The sequence below is a fragment of the Crocosphaera chwakensis CCY0110 genome (assembly GCF_000169335.1).
In the GTDB taxonomy this organism is placed as follows: domain Bacteria; phylum Cyanobacteriota; class Cyanobacteriia; order Cyanobacteriales; family Microcystaceae; genus Crocosphaera; species Crocosphaera chwakensis.
The window spans coordinates 18,784-31,443 of sequence record NZ_AAXW01000034.1; the positions used below are offsets into that span (position 1 = coordinate 18,784).

The following is a 12,660-nucleotide window of genomic DNA, read 5'->3' on the forward strand; positions in this document are numbered from 1 at the left end:
AATTACTTATTTAACCAGCTTCTTAAATCTTCTACATCAGAAAACTCAAAAATAGCTTCTCCTAATGCTTCAATTTTCTCAATTTCTAGTTCTTGAATTTGAGTTTTCACTTCAGGTTCAATGATGCCTAGTTTCCGTTCAATTAAACGAATGACTAAGTTTTTTTCTCTCATTATTCCCTGTTCAATTCCCTGTTCAATTCCTTGTTCAATTCCTTGTTTCATCCAACTGGTAACAATTTCCATAACATCCTCCTGTTCTTGGGGTAAAAAACTGTCTAATTCAGATCGAAAAATGTTTTCTTCTAGTGGATTTAAAGTAAGATAAGTGTCAATAAATCCTGAAATTAATTGCATTCTGGCTGGATTTAATTTTAAGGTTACTAATAATCTTAAACATTGTGCTTTTACTTTAGCACGATCTTGATCCGCTATTTTCATTTTAGCCATTAATGCTGATGCAACGGGATTCGGTTGATTTATGAAATCTCGCCAATTTAACTGGTTAAGCTGCACCACACGGTAGTTAAAGTCTAACACTTTAAAATCAGAAAATTCAACTTTGTATTTATTTTCTGCTGCTTTTTGAGGATAATCATAGGAAAAGATAACAATGGGATAAATGGGTAACGCAAACTTTTCATGAAGACGAGCAAAATAAGAAAACATTCGTCTATTAAAGTTTGTTTGAGAACTCGATTGTGCTTCAATATGAATTAAGAAAAAAGAAGGCTGATTTTTAAACTTAACTTGAGCAATTAAATCCGTTTCATATTTGTCTCCTTCCGTAACATCTGTAAAAATTTCTTTATCCAAAAACTTGATGTAATTTTCATCAAGATAGGTTATCACTTGAGGAAAAAATAGATCAATAAATTCAATAAAAAAGGTTGAAAGGAGTTCTTTAAATAAGCGATCATGATCAACCATTTTTTTGTCAACTTCCTGCACGATCTTGTAATTCTTGACTCATATAAGAGCGATCACCTAATTTTTTCAACAGAGGGCCATGTAACCCAAATTCAACCACACTCACCGATGCTGCTAACATATCAATACGGTCACGATAACGACCTAAATCAATACCTAATAAATGACACAAAATAATTCTAATGGTCGTTTTATGAGCAACAACTAACACCTTTCCATCAGGGTATTTTGCCTCAATTTCTGATATAATTAACATAGCTCTACTACCCACTTCGACTGCCGTTTCTCCATCAGGAGGAGGGTTCCAAGCAGGTTCGGTCATCCAATCAATATATTCCTCTAAATAATTATCTTTAACCCAGTCACGGGTTTTGTTTTCCCACTTACCAAAATTCATTTCTTTGAGTCCATCTTTGATCTGCATTTCCATTCCTGTTGCGTCACAAAGGGGTTTTGCTGTGGCAATCGTTCGCTTCATGGGACTAACATAAATAGCAGACCAATCAAACTTTTTATAAGCATCAGCAAACGCTTTTGCCATTTCTTTTCCTTGAGGGGTTAAATCAGGATCAAGGGTGCCACAAAAACTATCTTTGAGACTACTTTCTGTTTCTCCGTGACGCAAAAAATATAGCGTTAAACTCATAATTATTATTCCTAATTAAAGTTAATCAAATAAAATTTTCTCTCATGAGAAATAGTAATCAAACTTGAGATAAAATTACTGTATGCTAGATTACTAAAAGTAAGGGTTAATTGTTAAGCTAGGCAATGTCCACCTTACCAAAAAAATATAATAAACAATTGTAATTTAATGATGACCTTTCGAGAAGAATTTGAACTGCTTTTACGAGCCTGTTACCCTTTAATATATATTTCCACCGCCGAAGAAGAAAGATTGGAAACTGCGATCGCTCAATCTGGGCAAACTATGCAAAACCGCACGGTTTATACTTGGGACTTCGTAGACGGTTATCAAGATAACCCTAATAACCAAGGAGTCGGTAGACGCAACCCTCTCCAAGCCTTAGAATTTGTGGAAAATTTGCCCAATAATATTGGCGGAATCTTTATTTTACGAGACTTTCAACGATTCTTAGAAGATGTTTCTATCTCCCGAAAACTCCGAAACCTCGCCCGTAGTTTAAAATCTCAACCCAAAAATATCATTATTATTGCTCCACAAGTTCAAATTCCCGATGAATTAACCGAAGTTATAACAATTCTTGATTTTCCCCTTCCCACCGCCACAGAAATAAAAAACGAAATACAACGCCTTTTAGGAGCCACAGGACAACCTTTATCTGATACATTAGTCGATGAATTAGTTAGAGCGGCACAAGGACTGTCTTTGGAGAGAATACGCCGTGTTTTGACCCTTTGTATTGCCAGTCATGGACGCATTGAACCCGAAGACGTAGAACTGATTTTGGAAGAAAAACGTCAATCTATCCGTCAAACCCAAATCCTTGACTTTTACCCTGCTACTGAACAAATCTCCGATATTGGCGGTTTAGACAACCTCAAAGACTGGTTACTGCGTCGGGGTGGGGCATTTAGCGAAAAAGCAAGGGCTTATGGTTTACCTCACCCTAGAGGACTGTTATTGGTTGGTATTCAAGGCACGGGAAAGTCTCTCACTGCTAAGGCGATCTCTCACCATTGGCATTTACCCTTATTACGCTTAGACGTGGGACGACTGTTTGGGGGGTTAGTCGGAGAGTCCGAGTCTCGCACCCGTCAGATGGTCAGTTTAGCAGAAGCATTAGCCCCTTGTGTGTTATGGATTGATGAAATTGATAAAGCCTTTGCAGGGGTAGAAGGAAAAGGAGACGGAGGCACCACTAGCCGTGTATTTGGGACGTTTATCACCTGGTTAGCCGAAAAAAAATCCCCCGTGTTTGTCGTCGCCACCGCCAACAATATTAAAGCCTTACCCCCAGAAATGCTACGCAAAGGCCGCTTTGACGAAATTTTCTTTGTCGGTTTGCCCACTCAGAGGGAACGAGAAGCCATTTTTAACGTCCATCTATCTAGACTGCGACCCCATAATCTGAAAACTTACGACATCAAGCGACTCGCTTATGAAACCCCAGATTTTTCGGGGGCAGAAATTGAACAAACCTTAATTGAAGCTATGCACATTGGGTTTAGTCAAAACCGTGACTTTACCACCGATGATATCCTACAAGCAGCGAGTCAAATTATCCCCTTAGCCCGAACTGCTCAAGAAGAAATTGAATTTTTGCAGCAGTGGGCTGCTGCCGGAAAAGCCCGGTTAGCCTCTCGTCAAAGTAGTTTAAATTCTTTAACCCCTTAAGAAATAAATTAGTTTGTAACAGTGGCTAAATTGGGGGAATCAACGTTAAGATTCAACCTTAAGTTATATCCTATCCTGTTATCATTATGAATCGTTTATCTGGTGTTTTTCAATTTTTATTAGGATTTTTCCTCGGTATCTTTCTGTTAGTGGGGGGAACCGCTTCCTTAGCTTATGTGGTTTTTGCTCGCATGAATGCTAACCCTGAAAAACCTACTTTTGCTGAAGAGAAACCCCCAGAAACTACAGCAAAAGCTGAAACTAAACCGGTTGTTAATAATAAGGAAACCCAAACCCAACCTGTCGAGGAAGTCGTGGCTAAAGAATCTGTGATTGAAGAAGAAACAGAAGACTTACCTGACGGAGCTTATAAGGCAAAAGTTACCTGGTCAACCGGTTTAAGTGTGCGATCGCAACCTGACTTAAATGCCGAAAGAATTGGCGGTGTTGAATACGATTCTGAGGTGATCATACTACAAACCACTGCCGATGGAGATTGGCAGCAAGTCCGTCTCCCTGACTCTCAACAAGAAGGTTGGGTTAAAGCCGGCAATGTGGAAAAAGTAGAACAATAATTAAGTAGGGTGGGCATTGCCCACCTTTTTTTTTGCTGATAACGTAGTTGGTAATTTAATGTTATAAGCAAACTAACAAAGTAAATTTCTGTTTTACGGGTTATAGTACATACATTTAAGATGTTGGATGAATCATTATCTGAAATTCGTCTGATTTCAGCGCGTAAAGCAAACAGTGAAGAAGCAGAAATTTATTATCAGAGACAACTATGAAAGCAAATTATGATTTTTCTCAAGGGGAATAGGGAAAGTTTTATAACCCTGATGCAGTATTTGCATTTCCGATTTATCTTGAAGCAGATGTTAATGAATTTATAGTAGAATTGGCGAAAAAAAAAGGAGTTAAAGTGGAAATTTTAGTTAATGAATTATTAAGAAATCAGATTGAAATTCTCGATACTGCAAAATAGCCATTCAAATATTAATAAGTTACATTATATTGTAAAATTTTATCCGTAAGATGCAATTAGCAAGTATTGATATTCAATCTCGTCCTCTCCGTTTAGTTTATTTAGTAAAAAATCAAGCAGATATTCTTGATGCAGTTAAACTTTATACTCATGTTTGGGGCGGTTTTGCTAATGCTATTTTTCCTATTCCTAGCAATGATGAAGAACTTGAAAAACTTAAGTTTGCTTTAAGTTCAATTAATCCAGATTTTATTTATTCGTCTACACAACTCAATGAGAATCTTATCGAAGAAATTAAACCATTTAGTAGAGTATTTGGTTATCTTACTAATGATAGAATTTCAGAATTTGCACAAGGATTAAATTACGGATTACTTATTAATAATTTTCCCAATATAATTAACCTGCTTCTTGATAAATATTCTGCACCCTTACCAGAAAGTAATATCATTTTTGGTGAACTTGACGGAAAATATAGTTTTAATATTGCCTTACAAGGAGGTATTTTAAATGAAAACTATAATAGATTTTTAAAAGAACATTTTAACTCTAAAGTTCTGACTCATCCTAACAATATTGAGCAATTAATTAAAATAAGTTTTTTACTAGCTAATACCAATCAGCCACTTAATTTAACTAGGTTTGGCATTTCTAATAGTGAGGGAACTGGATACTGGTACACTTACTATAGATGGATAAAAAATAGGTTTGCATTGTACATTTTTTGTGAAGATGATACTAATATAAAAGTCGCTTGTGATTACTGGAATTCTTCTATCATTGGTCAATCTAATAAACTTTTTCTACCTAAACAAGATTTTCTAGATCATCTTAATGATGTAATCGATACTTCTTTTGAAGTTATGCCTTTTCTTGATACAATATTTGTTACTATTTCTCTAGAAAAACAAGAAGCTATTAATTTAGCTCATAATCTTCAAGACATTTTAGAAAAAAAATGTTTATGTAAAGCTTTTTATATAAGAATCAATTACTATGATAAAATAAAGAAGTTTCTACAAAAGAAATATAACTGGCAATTAAATACAGAAACAAAAAACAAAGAATTATCAAATATTCTATCTAACTTTGCCAAGGCTCTTAGTGATTTAACAGATAAATATCAAGAAGTAGTCACCTACGATACAATAAAGAAGTTTCTACAAAAGGAATGTAACTGGCAATTAAATACAAAAAAAAGAAATAAAGAATTATCAAATATCCTATCCAATTTTGTAGAAAAAGGATTAATCAATCGTGGTTATTCTGCTAATTGTCCGACTTGCAATTTGATCAATTTTTATTCATTGGAAAAGGTCAAAGAATTCAATGAATGTCAAGGATGCGGTGAATCTTTTCTATTACCTTTTGATACCCATGAAACCATTACTTATCAACTGAATGAATTAGCACTGAAATTATTTGAAACAGGTGGATTACCTATTCTAATGTCTATCAATATTCTCTCTCAAATTGAATGGTCAAATTATTTTCAATTAGGAGGAGAATTAACAAATGAAGGTGAAAAACATAACTTTGCTGAAGTTGATTTATTTTGGTTAACAGAACACTGTTTAACGATTGTCGAATGTAAATCTATTTATGAAAATGGAGATCCTGAAAATATTAGTGATAAGACAAGACAAAGAATTAATGAAGCTTGTAATCAGTTTGAAAAGTTAATTAAAGAAGTTGCACCCTTAGTTGATGCTAAAGTTGTTGTTTTAAGTATCGTTACTAACCTTTCTTATTCTAGGATAATTGAAATTATAAAAATAAATGACTTAGTAAACCTGGGTCAAGAAAATAATATTAAAGTACATTTAATTGTGAACTGGGAACTTTATATAAACGGACAAAATAAAGTAGATTTAAGAACTCAACGTCCTCATATCATTGATCAATTTTTTCCTGATTATTATACAATGGGAGAATTAGATACAGTTAAACTAGAGAAACATTCAAAAGAAAATTATAAATCACCCATTGTAAAAAGGAATCGTATTATAGATGAAGAGGTTCTAAGGAAATGGAGAGAAGAAATTATCAAAAAATAGCATTATAATATTTGTAATCAGGAAGTCGTTAACCATGACTAATAAATTAACGTTAAATACCAAAACCCTTTATGACCAAGATTTTAATCTCTGGTTAGAAACAACAATTAATTCTCTCAAAGAAGGAAAATTATTAGAAATTGATTACGATAACTTAATAGAAGAATTAGAAGATATGGGGAAAAGCGAAAAAAATGCCTTGAAAAGTAATTTAAAAATTTTACTAATGCACCTCCTCAAGTATAAATATCAAGCCAACAAAATAACTAATAGTTGGCGTTATACTATCACAGAACACCGACAAAGAATAAGAGATAGTCTAGAAAACAGTCCTAGTTTAAACCCTTTCTTAAGAGAAATTTTTGATAAATCCTATGAAGATGCTAGACGGTTAGCAGCAGATGAAACTGGTTTACCTATTAATCAATTCCCTCAAGATTGTCCTTTTGTATTAGATGATATTTTAAATTTGGATTATTTACCTAACTTATAGTAGTCACAAAAAAATCGCATAAATCACCCAATGATTCCCACATTCCATGCGATCGCTTATAAGTTAGATTAAGTAACAAAACTCAATACTAACTCTATCAGTAACCCATCGGTTAAAATTAGTCTATAGTTAATAATGAAGTTAAATAATATGGTTTTAGTAACTTACAAATGGTCTATAGATAAATGGCATGAACTGGTAAACTCTGGAGTGCTAGAAGACCAAAAAGTAGAGTTATTAGAAGGAAATATAGTCGAGATGAGTCCAGAGGGAGTTGAGCATAGCTTTACTAACGAAAACATTGTTATTTATCTGCGAGATAAGCTATCTGGATTAGCTCATGTTAGAGAATCCCATCCCATTACTTTAAACGATTCTGAACCCGAACCCGATATTGCTATTGTTAAATTGCCTTTAACTATTTATCGTACTCATCATCCTTATGCAGAAGATATTTATTGGTTAATTGAAGTGTCTCAGCGAACCCTTAAGAAAGATTTAGAACAGAAAGTTATTACTTATGCTCGTAATAAAATTTCTGAATATTGGGTAATCGATCTAAAAAATAAAAAGTTAATTCTTCATACTCAACCTAACAAAGATAAATACTTACAAATCGTTGAATATCAATCAGGAATAGTAACGCCTCAAGCTTTCCCAAATATTGAGATCGCAATCGACAATTTATTATTATATTAATTATAAAAGTAGGGTGGGCAATGCCCACCTTTTTGATGTTAATTCATCACTATCTCATTAATAATGACTACCGGACTTGCGATGATGAATAGCTGTGACCCCATCTTGTAGGACTTCCCCTTTAGTAACGATCGCATAAATTACCCAATGATCCCCACATTCCATGCGATCGCCCACTTTACACTCTAAATAAGCTAACGCATCTTGCAAAATGGGAGAACCATTATCCGCTACTTCCGTTTTAACTCCCTCAAAGCGATCTTCTCCAGGAGAAAAAGGCTTAAGAAAATGCTTCATCAAACCAATATGATCCCCTTCTCTAAGAATATTCAAGACAAAGGAATTCCCCTTATGTAACAAAGATTCGATCGCCCGTTCTTTGGCCACTGCTACGGTAAACCCAGGAGGGTTAAACGTTGCCTGAGAGATCCAAGACGCTAACATTGCCCCACTTAACTCTTCTTCTTGACAAGTGACAATGGATAATGATCCCACAATACGTCCTAAAGCCTGTTGTAGTCTATCTGTCTGGGACTGACTAACAGAATTCTTAGGTTGACGGCGTTTTTGAGCTTTTTTCACCGCTTGGGCGAAGTCCGTCCCAGCTTCCTCACAGGTTTTTAACGTTGCCTGAGTGGGGCTAAATTTCACCCTGATGGGGTCAAAACCAAATTGATAACCCCCGTCCCGAAATTTGCTTTCTAAGAGGTCTATGGCTTCTCCACTCCAGCCATAGGAGCCAAATACGCCAGCCAGTTTCGATTTATCCGCATTGGCTAAGGTGATCCCTAACGCGGTCTGGATCTGAGTCGGAGCGTGTCCCCCCAAGGTAGGGGACCCAAAAATAAACCCAGAACAGCCATTAATAGCTTCTTTGATGTCGTCGGGTTCGGCCACTTCTGCGTTGATTGATTCTACCCTCACCCCAGCTTTGGTGATACCACTGGCGATCGCCTGGGACAAAGTAGCCGTATTGCCGTAAGCAGAAGCGTAAATGAGGGCAACGCTCAAGGTGTTGGCTTTTTGAGCTTCTAACCACTGTTGATAGGAGTCGGTTAACTCCCTTAACCCGTAACGAACTAATGGCCCGTGACCAGTTCCGTAAATCTGAGCCGGTTTACGGCTTAATTTTTCTAAAGCGGTATTAATTTGTTTAGCGTAGGGAGCAATTAAACAATCAAAATAATAGCGTCGATCTTCTGCGTAAACGCTCCACCCTTCATCAAAAATTTGATCCCCACACACATGGGCCCCAAATAGTTTATCGGTGTAAAGAACCCCTGTTTTTGGGTCATAGGTACACAGTTGTGCCGGGTAACGGGGGTTCGGAGTGGTAATAAATTCCAGTTGATGGCCTTTACCTAAATCTAAGATATCTTCCCCTTTTACAACTTGTAATTCAGGGGAAAATTCAGAGGATAAAATATTAGGTAACAGTACCGCCCCTGGATTAGAACAAACGATGGTAATCTGGGGAGCAATTTTTAGTAATGCTTTGATTGTTTCCCCTCGGTTGGGGTTAACATGACCCAAAATTAAATAATCAATAGTAGTCGGATCAATGCGTTCTTGAAGGGCTTTTAAAAAGATGTCAGTAAAGGATTCTCCTGGGGGATCAATTAAGGCAATTTTATCCCCTTGAATGAGGTAAGAATTAGCGGTAGTTCCTCTTTTTAAACCGTATTCAATTTCAAATTTTAATCGGTCCCATGTCCGCGATCGCATGACAATAGTATCGGAACCAATGGGACAAACTTGTACGTCTCTGGGTTTCATCATAAACTTTTTTGGGATAAATTAATTGAGTTTGCTTAAGTTTTTAACCGTATAGGTTATTTCATCATCTGCTAATATTTTTTGATAGTCGATGGCCACACGGGTTGGATAACCTAATGTCGGATCATAAGTAATTAAAATTTCATCGGCATTACGTTGAATGGCATCTTTGATAATTTTAAAGAGTTCCTCAATGGTTTTCGGTAATGTTAAATCGGTAATGACTTGATTATTATTTAGATTAACAACTTGAGTAATTTTATCATTTTTAACGGAAACTTTGAGAGGCACATTGCTTGGTAGAGGACAAAAACATTGTTGTTGATAGATATATTGATAATTTTTTAGTTGTTGCGATCGCCATAATTGACGATTTTCTTTTAATTCTTCTATTAATAGGGAATTACTTTCATTATTAGCAGACATAGGCATAATATTCACCAACATTACCATTAATAATCCTATTACTAATAAAGTAAAGAATTGCAAAATTTTCATCGCTTCTTGCCTCTATTTTTTGTTTTTTAAACAAAGACAGGCGTACTATAGCACGCCTGTCTACTTTTTAAAATTTTTTCAGTAAAGGTTAAAATAATTTTAGGAATAAGAAGATTTGTCTTATCAGGGACTTAGATAGTTATTCTATTTTTTATCTCCTTATCCCTTGATCTTCTTAAATCATTTTGACTCTTTTTTGGGACTCATCAACATCATCATGTTACGGCCTTCTCGTTTTGGAGCTTGTTGAATTTCTGCTAATTCTTGTAGGTCAGTGGCCATGCGACTGAGTAAGTCTTGTGCTAGGTTAGAGTGTTGTATTTCTCTCCCTCGAAAGGTGATGGTTGCTTTTACTTTATCTCCTGACTTAAGAAAGCGTTTAGCCTGATTGACTCGCACTTGATAATCATGCTCTGATATTTTATAGCGCATTTTTACTTCCTTAACATCAGCCGTATGTTGTTTTTTCTTAGCTTCTCTGGCTTTTTTCTCCTGTTCAAATTTATATTTACCGTAGTCCATAATACGGCAAACAGGAGGTTTAGCACTTTCACTAACTAATACCAGGTCTAAATCTCGTTCTTGAGCAACATTTAAGGCTTCTTCAGGGGTAATAATCCCCAATTGCGAACCATCACTATCGATGACTCGAATTTCAGGGAAGCGGATTCTTTCGTTAATTTTGGGGAGATCGCGTTGTGTGCGTCTTTTATCTATCACAGGCGTTTGTAATGTCTCTTGATATGATTGATGAACGTTAGTAGTCAATTAAGGCTGTAATAGTAGCCTATTTTATTGTAATCATTTTCTACTAAGTTCTGGTAGTATTTATTGAGTGATATTGTTAATTTTGGGGAATTTATCCTTGAGGATAATTTCACCCCTATATTACTCCCTAGTTTAATCCTTCTATGAGCCATCGTAAAATAAAAAGGTGTAAAGATTTATAACAGGATAATTGCGTGAGTCATCAACAAGCTTGGGAGAAGCGCATCGGACGACAAAGACAATGGATTTGGCGAGGTTGGCCAATTCGTTACACTTTTTTACCTGCTGAAACTGACCAAGAAACTAAAAGAAAACCGCCTTTAATCTTATTACATGGATTTGGGGCAGCCGTAGAGCATTGGCGACAGAATATACCCACATTAAGACAACAACATCGAGTCTATGCTTTAGATTTATTGGGGTTTGGGCGATCGCGAAAAGCAGCCACAGAATATACTGCTTATTTATGGGCCGAACAAATTTATGATTTTTGGCAAACCTTTATCGGTGAACCTGTTATTTTGGTAGGTAATTCTATTGGTTCTTTAGTATGTTTAACCGTCGCGTTTAAATATCCTGAAATGGTTGCAGGATTAGCTATGATAAGTTTACCTGACGTTTCTTTGAGACAAGAAACCATTCCCAAAGGATTACGACCTATTGTTAATACTATTGAAGGGTTATTTGCACCACCTTTGTTATTAAAAACTCTATTTAATATTATCCGCCGTCCTGGGGTTATTCGTCCTTGGGTTGGTGTCGCTTATTATGATAAATCAGTCATTACTGATGAATTAGTCGATATGATTACCGTTCCACCTCAAGATCAGGGATCTGCTAGGGCATTTTGTTTGCTGTTTGAAGGACTCAGAAAACCTAACTATGCCCCTCCTGTTAAAACTGTTTTACCCCATTTAACCATTCCTATGTTATTAATCTGGGGTCGTCAAGATAGAATGGTTCCTGTTAGTTTAGCATCTCAATTTGTTAAATTAAATCCTAAAATTACATTAAAAGAATTAGATAATGCTGGTCATTGTCCTCATGATGAATGTCCTGTTCGCTTTAATGAAATTTTATTAGAATGGACGGAAACAGTAAGTAATTTACATTTTAATGGTGATAAAGGATTCAGTTCCTAGCTGTTCAATAATACTAACTAATTTACCTTACATGCGACTATGTTTTCCTTCAGGTATAGGTTTTTGTATCATTTGGCGATTAACGTATTCTTGTGCTGCTTTGGTTTCAAGCAATTGTAAAAATTTATCTAAAGTTGACGATTTTTTTTGAGTTTACACCATCATCTTGAGTTATTTAATATTCATTTACAATAATTTTCATATATTAAACGATAAAGCCCGAATTAACAGGCTTTACATTCAATCTTTATAAATTAAAGATGATCAAAAAATTGCTATTTTAAGGATACTATTCGCTCAGATTATAATATCTTAATTCTAGAACACCTTGACCATTTAAAACATATTGACTAGAAACATTTCGTAAGCTTTCTGGTCTTGTTGTGGTAAAGGGTAATGAGTTATAAGAAGAAATAGGATCATTGCCGAAATTAATGATTCCAGAGTCAACACCGGCAGGACTAATTTCTTGTCCGAAGGTTGTTTGTCCTGGTGTACTATTTGGCAAGTCTAAGAGTTGATTATTATCTGGGAAATTGTTCCCATAATAGGTTTGATTCCCTGCACTGTTACCATATCGAGAAACACCATTATAGTTTCTATTAGCTTGTGGAACCATTTGATTATTAACAGGAACCCTACCATTAAAACTGCTTTGTTGTTCTTGTGTTTCTTGGGGTTGATTTGTCACCCTGTTTGGATTACAAATAGAAGATAAATCAATGGTTTGACCGGCTTGATTTACCATATAACAGGGAGGAATTGCTCGAACCATTCCTGCACTAATTAATACAGTTATAAATGTGGATAATCCAGTAATTGAAAAAAGTTTTTGTGTTAATCTCATTATATATTTGACCTCCCTAACCTTTGGAGGTTATCTACAATAGTGTCTTCTTTATTTTGATCGTAACTAAAACAATTAGGCTTTTACTTCAACCAAAGGAAGATATTTATCTAATCTAATGCCTTCTTTAAGATAGACAATAGACA

Annotated in this window: 12 protein-coding genes; 6 read left to right on the forward strand and 6 right to left on the reverse strand. The window is 35.4% G+C overall.

Annotated elements, in window-relative coordinates; genetic code table 11:
* Positions 1–2: 2 nt before the first annotated feature.
* Together CY0110_RS18185 and CY0110_RS18190 are read right to left on the reverse strand one after the other, a co-directional pair.
* Positions 3–929, reverse strand: coding sequence for a DUF4351 domain-containing protein (locus CY0110_RS18185; protein ID WP_008276981.1), 927 nt, complete (start codon positions 927–929; stop codon positions 3–5).
* A gap of 7 nt (positions 930–936) precedes the next feature.
* The gene (locus CY0110_RS18190) at positions 937–1,575 is read right to left on the reverse strand and encodes a histidine phosphatase family protein (RefSeq protein ID WP_008276982.1); all 639 of its coding nucleotides are present in this window, start codon (positions 1,573–1,575) and stop codon (positions 937–939) included.
* A 171-nt stretch (positions 1,576–1,746) separates the two neighbouring features.
* Between CY0110_RS18190 and CY0110_RS18195 the strand changes: the two genes are divergently transcribed.
* The 5 genes from CY0110_RS18195 to CY0110_RS18215 all read left to right on the forward strand — a co-directional run bounded on the left by CY0110_RS18195 (position 1,747) and on the right by CY0110_RS18215 (position 7,483).
* A complete protein-coding gene (locus CY0110_RS18195) occupies positions 1,747–3,249 on the forward strand; it encodes an AAA family ATPase (RefSeq protein ID WP_008276983.1) in 1,503 nt (500 codons plus the stop codon).
* 86 nt (positions 3,250–3,335) lie between these two features.
* The gene (locus tag CY0110_RS18200) at positions 3,336–3,824 is read left to right on the forward strand and encodes an SH3 domain-containing protein (RefSeq protein WP_008276984.1); all 489 of its coding nucleotides are present in this window, start codon (positions 3,336–3,338) and stop codon (positions 3,822–3,824) included.
* Between the two features lie 460 nt (positions 3,825–4,284).
* Positions 4,285–6,291, forward strand: a complete 2,007-nt coding sequence (locus CY0110_RS18205) for a hypothetical protein (protein ID WP_008276986.1) — start codon at positions 4,285–4,287, stop codon at positions 6,289–6,291.
* A gap of 34 nt (positions 6,292–6,325) precedes the next feature.
* A complete protein-coding gene (locus tag CY0110_RS18210) occupies positions 6,326–6,784 on the forward strand; it encodes a DUF29 domain-containing protein (RefSeq protein ID WP_008276987.1) in 459 nt (152 codons plus the stop codon).
* A gap of 150 nt (positions 6,785–6,934) precedes the next feature.
* Positions 6,935–7,483 (forward strand): Uma2 family endonuclease, encoded by a 549-nt coding sequence (locus CY0110_RS18215; protein WP_035799927.1) that lies wholly within the window; start codon positions 6,935–6,937, stop codon positions 7,481–7,483.
* A gap of 57 nt (positions 7,484–7,540) precedes the next feature.
* Here CY0110_RS18215 and CY0110_RS18220 read toward each other — a convergent pair whose 3' ends face one another.
* The 3 genes from CY0110_RS18220 to infC form a co-directional block, all read right to left on the reverse strand.
* Complete coding sequence (locus tag CY0110_RS18220) at positions 7,541–9,262, reverse strand: diflavin flavoprotein (protein WP_035799914.1); 1,722 nt, start codon at positions 9,260–9,262, stop codon at positions 7,541–7,543.
* A gap of 18 nt (positions 9,263–9,280) precedes the next feature.
* Positions 9,281–9,757 carry a DUF6174 domain-containing protein gene (locus CY0110_RS18225; RefSeq protein ID WP_008276990.1) on the reverse strand — a complete coding sequence of 159 codons (477 nt, stop codon included), beginning with the start codon at positions 9,755–9,757 and terminating at the stop codon, positions 9,281–9,283.
* Between the two features lie 180 nt (positions 9,758–9,937).
* Positions 9,938–10,477: a translation initiation factor IF-3 gene (gene infC, locus CY0110_RS18230; protein WP_035799916.1), complete on the reverse strand. Its 540-nt coding sequence runs from the start codon at positions 10,475–10,477 to the stop codon at positions 9,938–9,940.
* 242 nt (positions 10,478–10,719) lie between these two features.
* Between infC and CY0110_RS18235 the strand changes: the two genes are divergently transcribed.
* Positions 10,720–11,667: an alpha/beta fold hydrolase gene (locus CY0110_RS18235; RefSeq protein WP_008276992.1), complete on the forward strand. Its 948-nt coding sequence runs from the start codon at positions 10,720–10,722 to the stop codon at positions 11,665–11,667.
* Positions 11,668–11,956: 289 nt separating this feature from the next.
* On the opposite strand, the gene CY0110_RS18240 is transcribed toward CY0110_RS18235, so the two are convergent.
* Positions 11,957–12,514 (reverse strand): hypothetical protein, encoded by a 558-nt coding sequence (locus CY0110_RS18240; RefSeq protein ID WP_008276993.1) that lies wholly within the window; start codon positions 12,512–12,514, stop codon positions 11,957–11,959.
* Positions 12,515–12,660: the final 146 nt, after the last annotated feature.

Excerpts from the sequence above, each read along its gene's own strand:
- CY0110_RS18185 (WP_008276981.1), bottom strand. The coding sequence starts at position 929 with ATGGTTGATCATGATCGCTTATTTAAAGAACTCCTTTCAACCTTTTTT.
- CY0110_RS18190 (WP_008276982.1), bottom strand. The coding sequence starts at position 1,575 with ATGAGTTTAACGCTATATTTTTTGCGTCACGGAGAAACAGAAAGTAGT.
- CY0110_RS18195 (WP_008276983.1), top strand. The coding sequence starts at position 1,747 with ATGACCTTTCGAGAAGAATTTGAACTGCTTTTACGAGCCTGTTACCCT.
- CY0110_RS18200 (WP_008276984.1), top strand. The coding sequence starts at position 3,336 with ATGAATCGTTTATCTGGTGTTTTTCAATTTTTATTAGGATTTTTCCTC.
- CY0110_RS18205 (WP_008276986.1), top strand. The coding sequence starts at position 4,285 with ATGCAATTAGCAAGTATTGATATTCAATCTCGTCCTCTCCGTTTAGTT.
- CY0110_RS18210 (WP_008276987.1), top strand. The coding sequence starts at position 6,326 with ATGACTAATAAATTAACGTTAAATACCAAAACCCTTTATGACCAAGAT.
- CY0110_RS18215 (WP_035799927.1), top strand. The coding sequence starts at position 6,935 with ATGGTTTTAGTAACTTACAAATGGTCTATAGATAAATGGCATGAACTG.
- CY0110_RS18220 (WP_035799914.1), bottom strand. The coding sequence starts at position 9,262 with ATGATGAAACCCAGAGACGTACAAGTTTGTCCCATTGGTTCCGATACT.
- CY0110_RS18225 (WP_008276990.1), bottom strand. The coding sequence starts at position 9,757 with ATGAAAATTTTGCAATTCTTTACTTTATTAGTAATAGGATTATTAATG.
- CY0110_RS18240 (WP_008276993.1), bottom strand. The coding sequence starts at position 12,514 with ATGAGATTAACACAAAAACTTTTTTCAATTACTGGATTATCCACATTT.